The following is a 14,338-nucleotide window of genomic DNA, read 5'->3' on the forward strand; positions in this document are numbered from 1 at the left end:
CGGCGCCGTGGCACAGTGGAGGGCGATGAAACTCCGCGCCGACCAGTCTGGACTCCGCGGGCTCCCCATGCCGCTGTGGCTCCAGGGAGTCGCGGAAGCCGTCCAAGCCCTCCTGATCTCCGCCGTCCTGGCGATCGTCCCCGTGTGCGCCGTCTGGGCGACGGGCGGACTGGGGCCCTGGGCGCCCGAGGACGCCGCCCGCCTCGCGGGCCAGGCGTGGCTCCTCGCCCACGGGGTGCCGCTCAAGCTCAGCCTGGCCGCCGGGACGGGCGAGGCCGCCGAGCCCGTGACGGGGACCGTGTCCCTGATCCCGCTAGGGCTCACGCTGATCCCCGTGCTCCTGGCCTGGCGGGCGGGCCGGCGGCTCGCGCGCGCCTCGTATGCGGACACGCTGTGGCAGGCGCTCGCGGGCGCCGCGGCCGCCTACGCCGGGTTCGCGTTCGCCACCGCGTTCGTGTGCCGCACCCCCCAGGTGGATGTGGGCATGGTCGCCGCGACCCTGATCCCGCTCATCCCGGCCGGCCTCGGCCTCGTGGCCGGCGCCCGGCGCGAGGCCGGCGCCTGGACCCGGCTGATCGGGGTGGACGCGGTCGACTGGATCGCCCGCACCGGCCAGTACTCGCGGTGGGCCGGCAGCTATGTCTGGGCGGCGCTCCGCGCCGGGGCCGTGGGCCTGCTGACCTCGCTCGCCCTCGCCGCGCTGCTGCTCGCCGTGGACCTCCTGGGCCACTGGGCGGAGGCGGTGGCCGTGTTCGAGGGCGTGGGCGCCGACGCCGTGGGCGGGGCCGCCCTGACCGTCGCCCAGATCGGCTACATTCCCCACCTCGTGGTCTGGACCCTGGGCTGGGCCTCCGGCGCGGGCGTGGCGCTCGGGACGGGCTCGACGGCGGGGGCGCTCGCCACCGCGGTGGGGCCGCTCCCTCCGGTCCCGATGCTCGCCGCCGTGCCGACGGGCCCGCTCGTCTTCGGGCCGGCGGCCCTCGTGGTTCCGGTCCTCGGCGGCCTCGCCGCCGGCTGGTGGTTCGTGCGCGAGGGGGAGGACCACTTCGACGAGTGGCTCTCCATCAAGGTCCGCGCGCGGTGGTTCTCCGCGCCCGTCTCGGCGCTCTTCCTCGGCGCGCTCGTCGGCGCCGTCGCGGGCGTCCTGGCGGCGGGGCTCGCGTGGCTCACCAGCGGTTCTGCCGGCGTGGGCCGGCTCACCGAGCTCGGCGTGAGCCCCCTGTGGATGCTCGTCTGGGTCGGGGCCGAGACCGCGATAGGGGCCTGCCTCGGCTACGCCCTCGGGCCCTGGCTCGAGCGCTCCCGCTCCCGCAGCGCCGACTCAGCCGACGTCTAGGCTCAGCCCCGGCCCGAGGCCGCGGCCAGTGCGGCGCGCAGGTCGGCCTGGCAGGAGTCCTTGGCCGTGATGGTGATCGCGTGGTGGGAGCAGTCCTCGAAGCGGGCCACCTGCCCGGCGAACGCCAGCGCGGCCGCGGAATAGAGCCCGAGCAGCAGCCCGACGAGCATGCCCGCCACGGCGCCCACGGCCAGCGACCGGGGGTGGCCGCCGCGCCCCACGCGCACGAGCACCGTGATCCCGCCGCCCAGTACCGCCGCGGACAGCAGCGCCGAGGCCCAGGCCCAGCCGACGCCGTGCGCCGCCGCGATCCAGGTCAGGAGGACGGCCACCGCGAGGGCGCGGAGCAGGAGCTGGGTGCGGGCAAGGGAGGCCTGGGCGGTCACGGTTCTCCACCCTACCGGCGCGCGGGCCTGCGGGCGCGCGCTGCGCCGGTAAGGTGGCCCCATGCGCATCGTGGTCCTCGTCTCCGGCACCGGCTCCAACCTGCAGGCCGTGATCGACGCCGTGCGGGCCGGCGAGCTCGATGTCGAGATCGCCGCGGTCGGCGCCGACCGCGAGGGCACCTACGGCATCGAGCGCTCGGACGAGGCCGGCATCGAGACGTTCGTGGTGAACTTCAACTCGTTCCCCACTAGGGCCGAGTGGGATGCCGCGCTCGCGGACAAGGTGGCCTCCTACCGTCCGGACGTGGTCGTCTCCTCGGGCTTCATGCGGATCGTCAGCGCCGAGTTCATCGCGCGCTTCGGCGGCCGCTACCTCAACACGCATCCGGCACTGCTGCCCGCCTTCCCCGGCGCGCACGGCGTCCGCGACGCCCTCGACTACGGCGTGAAGGTCACCGGCTGCACGGTCCACTGGGCGGACGCCGGGGTGGACACCGGGCCGATCATCGCCCAGGAGGCCCTCGCGGTCGCCGACAGCGAGGACGAGGACTCGCTCCACGAGCGCATCAAGGTCATCGAGCGGCGGCTGCTCATCGATGTCCTGCGCCGGCTTGCCGCGGGCGAGGTCCCCGCACCGGCCTGAGCGGCCCTGCCCCGCCTGGCGTCGCTGTCCCACCGGGCCGTCGCCGTCCCGCGGCGGGCAGACGCACGACGGCGCGTGCCCGCCGCAGCGGTGCACGCGCCGTCGTGCGCGGAAAGTGCGTGGATCAGAGGGTGCCGCCGCCCTGCGGGGGCGCGTCCACGGAACCGCGCCATCCGCCGGTGGCGCCGTGGGACTCGACGAAGTCCTTGAACTTCTTCAGGTCGCTCTTGACCTGGGCGTTGTCGGCGCCGAAGGCCGCACCGATCTTCTCGGTCGCGGAACCGGGCTCCCAGTCGAACTGGACGGAGACCCGCGACTCAGCGTCGTTGAGCCGGTGGAAAGTGACGACGCCGGCGTGGTTGGGGCCGTCGGTGCTCTTCCAGGCGATCCGCTCGTCCGGGTTCTGCTCGGTGATCACCGTGTCGAACTCGCGGGTCTGCCCGGCCACCTTCGTGGTCCAGTGCAGGTGGGTGTCGTCCTGCTGGACCACGGACTCGACGCCCCCCATGAAGTGCGGGAAGGACTCGAACTGGGTCCACTGGTTGTACGCCGTCGCGACGGGGACGGCAACATCGATCGTTTCCTGGACGGTAGACATGCGTTTCTCCTAGCGAAGTTGGCGCTGTGGGGACCCTCTACTTGTACCCCGCGGTGCGGGACCCAAACCGGGCGGCTACTTCACGGCCGACTTGATCGCCGTCTTCGCCTGGGCGGCCCTGGCCTGGGCCACCTTGCGCCGGGCCTTGATCGGGTGGTGCTTGCGGTCGATGAGCAGCGCCACGCCGATCCCGGCGAGCCAGGCGTCCTTGGCCATGGGCACCCCGGCCGGCGTCGGCCTGATCCCGTCGGACTGGGTCAGCCCCGGGGTCTTCGCGTAGACGGCGAGCAGGCCGCTCGAGAACGCCGTGAGGCCCAGCGCCGCGAGCCGGGTGGGGACGAAGGGCGCCAGCAGGGCGGCCCCCAGCGCCATCTCGGCGCCGGCGACCATCTTGCCGAACATCTTCGGCGAGACCTGCTTGGCCTGCGGAATCGCGTGGGCCGTCATGTCCTGCAGGCGTGCCGAGCCCTCGTCGTCGAGCGAGAGCTTGGAGACCCCCGAGTTGAGGATGAAGGCGCCCGAGACGAGACGGAGGACGCCGTGGCTGAGCTTGAATCCCATGATGTGATGTGCCTTTCGGTGGTGGAGGTGGGGACCGCTAGCGGCGGGAGGGGGAGGTCAGGAGTTTGCGGGCGCCGACCCAGGCGAGGACGGCGGCCGCGGCCCACGGGCCGCCCACCATCACCGGGTCCATCCACGCGTGCTTGAGGTCCGCGCGGTTCCGGCCGAACCGGGAGGACAGCGGCCGGTGCCCGGGCTCGGCGAGGATGCCCGTCTGCGTGACCGGGTTGTCGGGGCGCCCGGTCGCGAGCGAGCGCAGATGCGATTCCCAGGCGTCCACGCGGTCGCCGGCGAGGAGCAGCAGCCAGTGCGGCGTCTGTCCTTCGCTGTACCGCCGGTACGCGAACCGGCGGATCGCGCCGGAGAACCCGTGCAGGGGAGCGGTGGTGCCGAACACCGGGGTGAGGAACTTGTGCTCGAGGGACCGCTCGCGCGGTGTGTTCTCCGGCTGCCGCTCGGGGAAGTCCCAATGCGCCCCGGTCGGCTCGTGCTTCTCCCGCGGCACGGAGGGCCGGTCCGCGGGGTCCAGGTCCGCGCCCCAGCCGGGGATCCGGTTGCGGAGCTCGTCCCTGCTCGGCGGCTGGCGGCGCGTGTCGGCGGTGTACGGCATGGCTGGCTCCTTTCAGGACGCCCCGGGTACCACGAGGGGCTTGATGATGCCATCGAGCTTGCCCGAGAAGAGGTGGTAGCCCTCGGCGATGTGCTCGAGCGGGATGCGGTGGGTGACGAGCTCGCTGGGCCTGAGGTAGCCGTTGCGGAGGTGCTCGAACAGGCGCGGCCACTGCCGCTTGACCGGACACTGGTTGGCGCGGATCGTCAGGCCCTTGTTCATGGCGTCACCGAACTTGATGCCGGTGGGCGCGGGCCCGTAGGCCCCGAGGACGGAGACCGTCCCGCCCTTGCGGACGGCAGCGAGCGCCCAGTTCAGGGCGATCGGCGAGCCGCCCTGCAGCTTGAGCTTGGCCCCGGCCACGTGCTGAAGGAAGCTCCCGTCCGCCTCGGCGCCGACCGCGTCGATGACGACGTCGGCCCCGAGGTAGTCTGTGGCCTTCTTCAGCTCGAGGATGATGTCCCGGTGCTCGGCGAAGTTGTAGGTCTCGGCGTGCGCGAACTCCCGGGCCTTGGCGAGGCGGTAGTCGAGATGGTCGACCACGATCACGCGCCCGGCCCCCATGAGCCACGGGGACGCGGCGGCGAAGAGCCCCACGGGCCCCGCGCCCAGGACGATCACGGTGTCCCCCTCGGAGATGTCCCCGAGCTGCGCCCCGAAGTAGCCGGTGGGGAGGGCATCGGTGAGCAGGACCGCGTCCTCATCGCTCATCCAGTCGGGGATGAGGGAGGGGCCGACGTCGGCGAAGGGGACCCGCACGAACTCGGACTGCCCGCCGTCGTACCCACCGCAGCTGTGCGAGTAGCCGTAGATCCCGCCGATCGCGGTGGCATTGGGATTCACGTTGTGGCAGTTGGAGTACAGCCCGCGCGCGCAGAAGTAGCACGAGCCGCAGTAGACGTTGAAGGGGACCATGACGCGGTCGCCCACCTTCAGGTTCTGCACCGACGGGCCGACCTCCTCGACGACTCCGATGAACTCGTGGCCGAAGGTGGTCCCGACCCTGGTGTCCGGGATCAGCCCGTGGTACAGGTGCAGGTCGGAGCCGCAGATCGCCCCGAGCGTGACGCGGACGATCGCGTCGTTGGGGTGCTCGACCGAGGGGATGTCCTTCTCCTCGACCGCGACCTTGTACGGGCCCCGGTAGACCATTGCGCGCACAGCGGACCTCCTCGCTGGGTGACGGGATGCTTCGGGCACCTCTCGCCAGACCCTTCCCCGCCGCGGCCTCGGTCAACCAACCGCGGCCCGGGCGGGCGCGGACGGCGACGGTAGAATGGCGCCGACCCCTCCCCGCTGCTGCTTCGAGAAAGACGAGTGCCTGTGACCCAGCTGGACCGCGTTCCCATCCGCCGAGCCCTGATCTCGGTGTACGACAAGACGGGGCTCGAGGAGCTCGCCGTCGGGCTCTTCGAGGCCGGCGTGCGGATCGTCTCGACCGGCTCGACGGCGAAGCGGATCGCCGCCGCCGGTGTGCCGGTCCAGGAGGTCGAGGAGGTCACCGGCTCGCCCGAGATGCTCGACGGCCGCGTGAAGACCCTCCACCCGCGCGTGCACGGCGGCATCCTCGCCGACCGCCGGGTCCCGGCCCACATGGAGACGCTCGAGCGGATGGAGATCGAGCCGTTCGACCTCGTCGTGGTGAACCTGTACCCGTTCGTGGAGACGGTCGCCTCCGGGGCGGCGATGGACGACGTCGTCGAGCAGATCGACATCGGCGGCCCCGCCATGGTGCGCTCCGCGGCGAAGAACCACGCCGCCGTCGCCATCGTGGTGGACCCGGGAGCCTACGGCGACGTCGTGGCGGCCGCGAAGGCCGGCGGCTTCGACCTGCGCACGCGCCGCCGCCTCGCGGCCAAGGCGTTCGCGCACACCGCGGCCTACGACACCGCGGTGGCGACGTGGACCGCGAGCCAGTTCCCGGACGAGGACGAGAACGGCGCGGTGCACTGGCCCGCCTACGCCGGGCTCGCGCTCGAGCGCTCCGAGGTGCTCCGCTACGGCGAGAACCCGCACCAGCCGGCCGCGCTGTATGTGGACCGGGCCGCCCCGGCGGGCATCGCCCAGGCGGACCAGCTCCACGGCAAGGCCATGAGCTACAACAACTTCGTCGACGCGGACGCCGCCCTGCGCGCCGCCTTCGACTTCGACGAGCCGGCCGTCGCGGTCGTCAAGCACGCGAACCCGTGCGGCATCGCCGTCGCCACCCCCGGCGCCGAGGACCCCATCGCGGACGCGCACCGCAAGGCGCACGCGTGCGACCCGGTCTCCGCGTTCGGCGGCGTCATCGCGGCGAACCGCCCTGTGACCCGCGCCATGGCCGAGACCGTGGCGGGCATCTTCACCGAGGTCGTCATCGCCCCGGACTTCGAGCCCGAGGCCGTGGAGATCCTCTCGAAGAAGAAGAACATCCGCCTCCTCGCCCTCCCCGAGGGCTACGGCCGCTACCCGACCGAGATCAAGCAGATCTCCGGGGGCGTGCTCGCGCAGGTCAGCGACACCTTCTCGGCCGAGGGCGACGACCCGGCCCGCTGGACCCTCGCCGCGGGCGAGGCGGCCGACGAGGCGACCCTCGCCGACCTCGCCTTCGCCTGGCGGGCCTCCCGCGCCGCCAAGTCGAATGCGATCCTGCTCGCCAAGGACGGCGCCTCCGTGGGCATCGGCATGGGCCAGGTCAACCGGGTCGACTCGTGCCGCCTCGCGGTCGAGCGCGCCAACACCCTCGGCGTGGAGGTGACGTCCGACGTCGACTCGGCCGGCGGCGCGTCCGGCACCGGCGGCTCGGGGGCGGCGCCGGAGCGCTCGCGCGGTGCGGTCGCGGCGTCGGACGCGTTCTTCCCGTTCGCCGACGGCCTGCAGATCCTCATCGACGCAGGGGTCAAGGCCGTGGTCCAGCCCGGCGGCTCCGTCCGCGACGAGGAGGTCGTCGAGGCCGCGAAGGCCGCTGGCATCTCGATGTACTTCACGGGCGCACGCCACTTCTTCCACTGACGCACCACCCGTAGGGGAGGGAGGCCGGGGCCACGGGACCCGGCCTCCCTCCCGCCGTCTCGGGTACGCATCTCGTCGCCCCCACACCGTTTCGGGTACGCATCTCGTCGCCGAATCGGCGTTCCGGGTACACGGGCAGCGTGGGTCCGCTCCAGCGGACGGGGGGAGGCTCAGCCCCGCGACGGCCCGGGCGGCTCCTGCCGCGCGTCCAGCCACTTCCTGACGGCCTCGAGTGCGGCCTCGGGATCGGCGAGCACGGCCATGCTCGCCGGTTCGTTCTGGCCCTCCGAGGCGAGGATGCGCACCCTGAGGCCCTGCTCGGTGCCGCGCTCCCGCCACACCCGCAGGACCAGGGCCCCCAGTTCCTCGATCGCCGGCTCGGGCGCCTCGTCCTCTCCGGCAGACACGGAATGCTGTGCCATTCTCTCCCCCTGGGGATCGCTGCTGATCGATGACGGGCTGGGGCCCGCGTTCCTGCCCCTGGCCCAGTCTAGGTACCAGAGCGCCTAATCCGGGTCTGCCGGCGGTCACGAATCGGGCCAGCTCGCTCTCTCCGGTAAGTTAAGCATGTTGACATAGCAGCACTCACGCACACTGCGGCCCATGCTGATGCGCGCATCCGCGCCGCGGTCTGCTCCAGCTCCGCAGGAGGCGCCCACCCATGGCCACCATCATCTATACGCACACGGACGAGGCGCCGATGCTGGCGACTCACTCCTTCCTGCCGATCGTCCAGGCCTACTCCTCGGCGGCGGGCGTGCAGATCGAGACGCGGGACATCTCCCTGTCGGGCCGCATCATCGCCGCCTTCGGGGACTACCTGACCGCTGAGCAGCAGCAGTCGGATGCACTCGCCGAGCTGGGCGCCCTCGCCAAGACGCCCGAGGCCAACATCGTCAAGCTGCCGAACATCTCGGCCTCGATCCCGCAGCTCAAGGCCGCCATCGCCGAGCTCCAGTCCCAGGGCTACGCGCTGCCGGACTACCCGGACAACCCCTCTTCGGACGAGGAGACGGACATCCGCTCGCGCTACGACAAGATCAAGGGCTCGGCGGTGAACCCGGTGCTCCGCGAGGGCAACTCCGACCGCCGCGCTCCGCTGTCCGTCAAGAACTACGCGCGCAAGAACCCGCACTCGATGGGTGCCTGGAGCGCGGATTCCAAGACGAACGTGGCCACGATGGGCGAGAACGACTTCCGCTCCAACGAGAAGTCCGTGGTCATGCCTTCGGACGATTCGCTCACCATCCAGCTCGTGCTCTCCGACGGCACGGTCAAGGAGCTCAAGAAGGGCATCAAGGTCCTCGCCGGGGAAGTCGTGGACGGCACCGTCATGCGGGCGGCAGCGCTCGATGACTTCCTCGCTGCGCAGGTGGCCCGTGCCAAGGAGGAGGGCGTCCTCTTCTCGGCCCACCTCAAGGCGACCATGATGAAGGTCTCCGACCCGATCATCTTCGGCCACGTCGTCACCGCGTACTTCTCCGAGCTGTTCGAGACCTACGGCAAGCAGCTCGCGGCCGCCGGCCTGAGCCCCAACAACGGCCTCGCCGCGATCCTCAACGGCCTGGACGCGCTGCCCGAGGACGTCCGCGACGGCGTCAAGGACCTCATCCAGAAGGGGCTCACGGAGGGCCCCGCCCTGGCGATGGTGGACTCGGACAAGGGCATCACCAACCTCCACGTCCCCTCGGACGTGATCGTGGACGCCTCCATGCCCGCCATGATCCGGATCGGCGGCCACATGTGGGGCCCGGACGGCCAGGAGCACGACACGCTCGCGGTCCTGCCCGACTCCTCCTACGCCAGCGTCTACCAGACCGTGGTCGACGACTGCCGCGAGCACGGCGCCCTCGATCCCACCACGATGGGCACCGTCCCGAACGTGGGCCTCATGGCGCAGGCGGCCGAGGAGTACGGCAGCCACGACAAGACGTTCGAGATCCCGGCCGCTGGCACGGTCCAGCTCGTGAACCGGGCCGGGGACGTGCTGATCGAGCACGCGGTCGAGCCCGGTGACATCTGGCGCGCCTGCCAGACCAAGGACGTGCCGATCCGCGACTGGGTCAAGCTCGCCGTCAACCGCGCCCGCGCCACGGACACCCCCGCCGTGTTCTGGCTCGACGAGGACCGAGCCCACGACCGCAACCTCATCGCGAAGGTCCGCGAGTACCTCCGCGAGCACAACACCGAGGGCCTCACCATCGAGATCCTCGCGCCCGCGAAGGCCACCGCCTACACGCTCGAGCGGCTCCGCAAGGGCGAGGACACGATCTCGGTCACGGGCAACGTCCTGCGCGACTACCTCACCGACCTGTTCCCGATCCTCGAGCTGGGCACGAGCGCCAAGATGCTCTCGGTCGTCCCGCTCATCGCCGGCGGCGGCCTGTTCGAGACGGGCGCGGGCGGCTCCGCCCCGAAGCACGTCCAGCAGCTCGTGAAGGAGAACTACCTGCGCTGGGACAGCCTGGGCGAGTTCTTCGCGCTCGTGCCGTCCTTCGAGCTCTACGCCGAGCAGGCGAACCTGCCGGCCGCGAAGGTCCTCGCCGACACGCTCGACCGCGCCACGGGCACGCTCCTCCTCGAGAACAAGTCTCCGGGCCGCAAGCTCGGCACGATCGACAACCGCGGCTCGCACTTCTTCCTCGCCCAGTACTGGGCGCAGGAGCTGGCGAAGCAGACGGACGACGCCGGCCTGGCCGCCGCGTTCGCGCCGGTCGCCGAGGCTCTGGCCTCCCAGGAGGAGGCCATCGTCTCGGAGCTGCTCGCGGTGCAGGGCTCGCCGGTTGAGCTCGGCGGCTACTACCGCCCGGACGAGGAGAAGGTGTTCGAGGTCATGCGCCCGTCCAAGACCCTCAACGGGATTGTGGACGGCCTGGCCAAGTAGCGCCAGCAGTCTTCCGAGCGGGCCGAGCCCCGCCCACGACGACGGCGCCCGCGCGCCCGAGGTGACCGACCACCTCAGGCGCGCGGGCGCCGTCGTCGTCTCGCGGACGGCGTCGTGGGAGCCGTGGGTCGTCACGCTTCTTGACACGGGACGGCTGTCCCCGATAATGGTTGAAGCTTCAATTGACGTGTCCGCCTCGCAGGCGGCCACGGAGCCGACGACCCCCTGACAGCAAGGAGCCCACCATGGCACCAGCCAACAGCCCCGTTCTCGCCGACACCGCCCGCACGATCCTGCGCGTCGCGCTCGGCGCCGTCTTCCTGGCCCACGGCTGGCAGAAGTTCTTCGAGTTCACCATCCCCGGCGCGCAGGGCGCCTTCGCGCAGATGGGCGTCCCCGCGGCCGGAGTCGCCGCTCCCGTGGCCGCCACCCTCGAGCTCGCGGGCGGTGCTCTGCTCGTCCTGGGGGTGCTGACTCGGATCGCTGGTGCGCTCCTGGCCCTCGAGATGCTCGGCGCGCTGTTCCTCGTGCACATCTCTGCGGGAATGTTCGTCGAGAAGGGCGGCATGGAGCTCGTGCTCGTGCTCGCGGCAGGCGCCGCTGCAGTGGCCCTCGTCGGCCCGGGACGCTTCTCGGCGAGCGGCCTGCTCTTCGGTCGCGCGTCCGGCCGCTGGGCGAGCATCGCGGCCTGACGCCCCCTTCCGGACGACGGCGCCCCGCGCCCGAGGTGAACTCGTCACCCCGGGCGCGGGGCGCCGTCGTGCTCTGTCCGCCGACGCCGGGCCGGGGCCGCCGGGTCCCACCGGTCGTGATGCCCCAACTCACCACGTCCGGTCGGGACGGCAGCCGCGGCCCGGCGCCGGAGGACGCATCAGACCACCGCGGTGGCAGGGCGGCGGCGCAGCACCAGCCCCGTTCCGAGGCCGGCGCCGGCACCGAGCAGGAGCCCGAGGCCCGCGAGGACCATCGCGAGCGTCAGACTCAGGCCGTCACCGGCGTCCTGAGCGAGCGACGCCAGGCACACCCCCGGAGCCTGCGCGGCCTGCGGCGCCCCGGAGGGCGCGTTCGTCTGCGTTCCCGCTACCGCGTTCGGCCGGGACCCACCCGCACCGGTGGCGGGGAGAGGACCCATTGCGTGGCCCGAGCCGGCAGTCAACCCAACGGTTGGACCAGCTAGGGTGCCCGCGTCGGATGCCAGACCGGACCCAAATGGCCCCATGGCCGCTTGTGCTGGGGTCAAAGCGACGTTCGTGCCAGCGGTCGATGTGGGTGCGCCTGTGCCCGTGGCCTGGTCTTCACCGCCCGTGGCCCCCTGCACGTCAGCGGCAGGCGTCGTCACCCCCTGACCTGAGATCAAGCCGGGGCTCCCGAGAAGACCTTGTACAAGGTCGCTCGCGGGCAGCGCCAATCCACCGGTGCCCGTCCCGCTGCCATCCTGGCTTCCGGTCTCGGTCCCGCCCAGCGGGCCCTCGTCGGCCGAGGTGCCACCGAGCAGGGTGAGCGCCGGTCCAGCGTTGCCGTCCGTGCCGGTGCCGGTGCTGCCGAGTATGGTGCTCCCGGTGGTGGCGCCTGTCGGGGCGGTGACGGTCGCCACCGGGTTGCTGGCGGCGCTGACCCCGCCGACGGCTGCCGGTGCAGGGGCGGCGTCCGGGTCGGTGCCCGCGCCAGTTGCGGTGCCGGCTCCGGTTCCGGTGAGGACGGCGCCGGTGGTGGCGCCGGTCGGGGCGGTGACGGTCGCCACCGGGTTGGTGACGGCGCCGACCCCGCCGAGGGTGCCCGATGAGGACCCCGTTCCGCTGGCGGTGCCGCCGACGACGGTGCCGGTGGCGCCGGTCGGGGCATTGAGCGTGAGCACGGGAGCGGTGGCGGCGGTGAGCGGTGAGGTTGTCACCGCGGCGGGCGCGGTGACAACCGCGCTGGGATCTGTGGTGACGGTGGTCGCATCCGCGCTGGCGGCGGCCTGGCCGAGGCCGAGCAGGCCTCCTGCGACCACGGTGCCGAGCATGGCCCGGCGCATCAAGGTATTCACGGTTGTTCTCCTGACAACGATTCGATGGCGCGTTGCGCGCCCGGGACGCATGTGCCTGCACGGGGGCAGACTCGTCCCCTCCTAATCGGGAGTCGAACCGGGATCGAAGGCCGGCAGCGCCGGAAGTGGCGTGGCACGCCGACGCCCGCGCGGACCGGTCCGCCAGGCGAGTGCGAGGGCGAAAGCTGCGGCGGCCAGAGCGGCCGGGCTGGGCCCGGAGCCGGCGGAACCGAGGAGTGTCCCACCCGTGGCGTCGGCGGTGATGGGCAGCACCGGAAGCGCCGGGAAGGTGGGCGACGGCTCACCGGGAAGCACGCCCGCGGCGGCATCGACCATGACCGCCGCTGACGCGAACGGGCCCATGGCCAGCGCCGTCACCATCGAGTCCGCCGCGGTGTCCACGCTGTCTGTTCCCAGCGCCTCCGGGCCTGAGCCCGTTCCGGTAGACGCGGCTCCGGCCGAGGGTCCTACGTCGGAGGCGTCGAGCGCGTCCGCGGCCACGGCCGCCTGCGCCGGGACGGGCGCTGAGGGGGCGGGCACGGGCACCGGGACGGCCAAGGATGCCTGCGGCGCAGGCAGGACAGCTCGCGTGCTGTCCGCGATGGCCCATGCCGTGGTGCCCACGGCGTCCACGGTGCTGCCCAGGGTGCCGGTGGCCCCGGACACGGTCGGGGCTACGACGGGGGAGAGCGGTGCGAGAGGGCCCTCGATGAGCGGCTCGACGGCGTTGGGCAGCGCCCGCAGCCCCGTGGCCCTAGAGGTGGTGGTTCCTGCGGTGAGGCCAGCGACGGGGCCGGCCGGGTCGGAGGTGAGCGCCGCCGTCGTACGCGAGACGGCGCCGACAGCGGGGCTGCGAGCGGGCGAGGCGGTGGAGGCCGGTGGAGCCACGACGGAGCCGAGGAGGTCGCCGGGTGGAGGGGCCGCGGCGCTCGCGGCGCCGCCCGAGAGGAGCAGCCAGCCGACGCCGAGGCCGGCAGCGGCGGCCGCATGGCGGAGCAGGGCACGCGCTCGGCTGCGCCAGTCGGCATGGTTGCGCATCCCGCGCCCTCCTCCCCAGTCAGACGGCGGCCCGGATGGGCTGTCCGGCTATCCTAGGAACGTCCGGCGCCGGAGGTCCAGACGCGGGGCCCGGCTTTTTTCAGCCCCGTTCGTCGTTCGGGTAGCTGATGCCGAGCTGGCGGCGGACGCCGTCGAACAGCCGCATCGTGTCCACGCTGTGGCTCCACGGCATCGTCGGGCTCTCCAAGACGCCCTGCTGCACGCACCGGACCACCTCGCGCAGCTCGTACACGTAGCCGCGGCCCACGACCTCGATCTTCTCGGTGCGCGCCGGGTCCCACCCGCGCCTCACCACGAGCTCGGTGGGGTTGTTGACGCTGCCGACGCTCGTGAGGACCCCCTCGGTCCCCGCCACGGTCGCGGTCCGGGGCCCGTGGGCCACCAGTGAGGAGATGAGCGAGGCGAGCTGGCCGTCCGAGTAGGAGAGGGTGAGCACGTTCTGCTCGTCCACCCCGGCGTCGTTGAGCTTCCCGACCGCGGTGAGCGAGTCCGGGAAGCCGAGGGCGCCGACCGCCCAGAGGAGGGGGTAGACGGTCAGGTCGAGCAGGGCCCCGCCCCCGGCCGGCACGTCCCAGAGCCGGCTCGCGGGGTCTTTGGGGGCGGGGAAGCCGAGGTCCGCCGAGACCCACTGCACCTCGCCGATCTCGCCCGACTCGATGATGTCGAAGGCCCTGAGCATGCCGGGCAGGAACCGGCTCCACATCGCCTCCATGAGGAACAGCCCCTTCGCCTCGGCGAGGGCCACGAGCTCCTGCGCCTCGTGGGCGTTGACCGTGAAGGCCTTCTCGACGAGCACGTTCTTTCCGGCGTCGAGGGCGGCGCGGGCCACCTCGTAGTGCTGCCCGTGCGGCGTGGCCACGTAGACGACGTCGACGTCCGGATCCTCGACGAGCTGGACGTAGCCGGGGCGTGCGCCCTCGTCGGAGTACGCACGCAGGGCCCCGAACTCGCGGGCGAAGGCGAGCGCACGTTCGTGGACCCGCGAGCTGACCGCGTGCAGCGCCGCGTCCGGGAGGAGGGCGAGGTCCCGCGCGACGGTCCGGGCGATCCCGCCCGTCGCCACCACGCCCCACCGGACCGTGCGCCCGGTCGGCTCGAGCGGATCGTCAGTGGGCTGCAGCGACAGCCACGGCCGCTGGATGTGACGTGTCATGCGCCCATCCTTCCACGGCCCGCGGGGCGGCGGCCGCGGCCACGCGGCGCCGACGTCCGGCGGCCAGTGCCCTGCTGGACGGGCGCCA

14 protein-coding genes are annotated in these 14,338 nt (G+C 72.5%); 5 read left to right on the plus strand and 9 right to left on the minus strand.

Annotation, left to right across the window (positions count from 1 at the left end; genetic code table 11):
* Nucleotides 1-25: 25 nt before the first annotated feature.
* Nucleotides 26-1,336 (plus strand): cell division protein PerM, encoded by a 1,311-nt coding sequence (locus tag SA2016_RS06600; protein WP_066496788.1) that lies wholly within the window; start codon nt 26-28, stop codon nt 1,334-1,336.
* A 2-nt stretch (nt 1,337-1,338) separates the two neighbouring features.
* On the opposite strand, the gene SA2016_RS06605 is transcribed toward SA2016_RS06600, so the two are convergent.
* Nucleotides 1,339-1,722 (minus strand): hypothetical protein, encoded by a 384-nt coding sequence (locus tag SA2016_RS06605; protein WP_066496792.1) that lies wholly within the window; start codon nt 1,720-1,722, stop codon nt 1,339-1,341.
* A gap of 61 nt (nt 1,723-1,783) precedes the next feature.
* Between SA2016_RS06605 and purN the strand changes: the two genes are divergently transcribed.
* Nucleotides 1,784-2,365: a phosphoribosylglycinamide formyltransferase gene (gene purN / locus SA2016_RS06610; RefSeq protein ID WP_066496794.1), complete on the plus strand. Its 582-nt coding sequence runs from the start codon at nt 1,784-1,786 to the stop codon at nt 2,363-2,365.
* A 124-nt stretch (nt 2,366-2,489) separates the two neighbouring features.
* On the opposite strand, the gene SA2016_RS06615 is transcribed toward purN, so the two are convergent.
* The 4 genes from SA2016_RS06615 to SA2016_RS06630 form a co-directional block, all read right to left on the minus strand.
* A complete protein-coding gene (locus SA2016_RS06615; protein WP_066496796.1) occupies nt 2,490-2,963 on the minus strand; it encodes an SRPBCC family protein in 474 nt (157 codons plus the stop codon).
* Between the two features lie 75 nt (nt 2,964-3,038).
* The gene (locus SA2016_RS06620) at nt 3,039-3,524 is read right to left on the minus strand and encodes a DoxX family membrane protein (RefSeq protein WP_066496797.1); all 486 of its coding nucleotides are present in this window, start codon (nt 3,522-3,524) and stop codon (nt 3,039-3,041) included.
* Nucleotides 3,525-3,561: 37 nt separating this feature from the next.
* Nucleotides 3,562-4,134: a hypothetical protein gene (locus SA2016_RS06625; RefSeq protein WP_066496799.1), complete on the minus strand. Its 573-nt coding sequence runs from the start codon at nt 4,132-4,134 to the stop codon at nt 3,562-3,564.
* Between the two features lie 12 nt (nt 4,135-4,146).
* Complete coding sequence (locus SA2016_RS06630) at nt 4,147-5,295, minus strand: zinc-dependent alcohol dehydrogenase (protein ID WP_066496800.1); 1,149 nt, start codon at nt 5,293-5,295, stop codon at nt 4,147-4,149.
* 156 nt (nt 5,296-5,451) lie between these two features.
* Here SA2016_RS06630 and purH point away from each other — a divergent pair, with 156 nt between their 5' ends.
* A complete protein-coding gene (gene purH, locus SA2016_RS06635; protein WP_066496801.1) occupies nt 5,452-7,125 on the plus strand; it encodes a bifunctional phosphoribosylaminoimidazolecarboxamide formyltransferase/IMP cyclohydrolase in 1,674 nt (557 codons plus the stop codon).
* Nucleotides 7,126-7,295: 170 nt separating this feature from the next.
* Here purH and SA2016_RS06640 read toward each other — a convergent pair whose 3' ends face one another.
* The gene (locus tag SA2016_RS06640; protein WP_066496802.1) at nt 7,296-7,547 is read right to left on the minus strand and encodes a hypothetical protein; all 252 of its coding nucleotides are present in this window, start codon (nt 7,545-7,547) and stop codon (nt 7,296-7,298) included.
* Between the two features lie 239 nt (nt 7,548-7,786).
* Here SA2016_RS06640 and SA2016_RS06645 point away from each other — a divergent pair, with 239 nt between their 5' ends.
* Both SA2016_RS06645 and SA2016_RS06650 read left to right on the plus strand, forming a co-directional pair.
* Nucleotides 7,787-10,009 carry an NADP-dependent isocitrate dehydrogenase gene (locus SA2016_RS06645; protein ID WP_066496807.1) on the plus strand — a complete coding sequence of 741 codons (2,223 nt, stop codon included), beginning with the start codon at nt 7,787-7,789 and terminating at the stop codon, nt 10,007-10,009.
* Nucleotides 10,010-10,254: 245 nt separating this feature from the next.
* Complete coding sequence (locus tag SA2016_RS06650; protein ID WP_066496808.1) at nt 10,255-10,701, plus strand: DoxX family protein; 447 nt, start codon at nt 10,255-10,257, stop codon at nt 10,699-10,701.
* 179 nt (nt 10,702-10,880) lie between these two features.
* Here SA2016_RS06650 and SA2016_RS21395 read toward each other — a convergent pair whose 3' ends face one another.
* The 3 genes from SA2016_RS21395 to SA2016_RS06665 form a co-directional block, all read right to left on the minus strand.
* A complete protein-coding gene (locus SA2016_RS21395; protein ID WP_066496810.1) occupies nt 10,881-12,038 on the minus strand; it encodes a hypothetical protein in 1,158 nt (385 codons plus the stop codon).
* Between the two features lie 81 nt (nt 12,039-12,119).
* A complete protein-coding gene (locus tag SA2016_RS06660; RefSeq protein ID WP_066496812.1) occupies nt 12,120-13,076 on the minus strand; it encodes a hypothetical protein in 957 nt (318 codons plus the stop codon).
* 100 nt (nt 13,077-13,176) lie between these two features.
* Complete coding sequence (locus SA2016_RS06665) at nt 13,177-14,250, minus strand: Gfo/Idh/MocA family protein (protein WP_066496814.1); 1,074 nt, start codon at nt 14,248-14,250, stop codon at nt 13,177-13,179.
* Nucleotides 14,251-14,338: the final 88 nt, after the last annotated feature.

Source organism: Sinomonas atrocyanea, assembly GCF_001577305.1.
GTDB classification, from domain to species: domain Bacteria; phylum Actinomycetota; class Actinomycetes; order Actinomycetales; family Micrococcaceae; genus Sinomonas; species Sinomonas atrocyanea.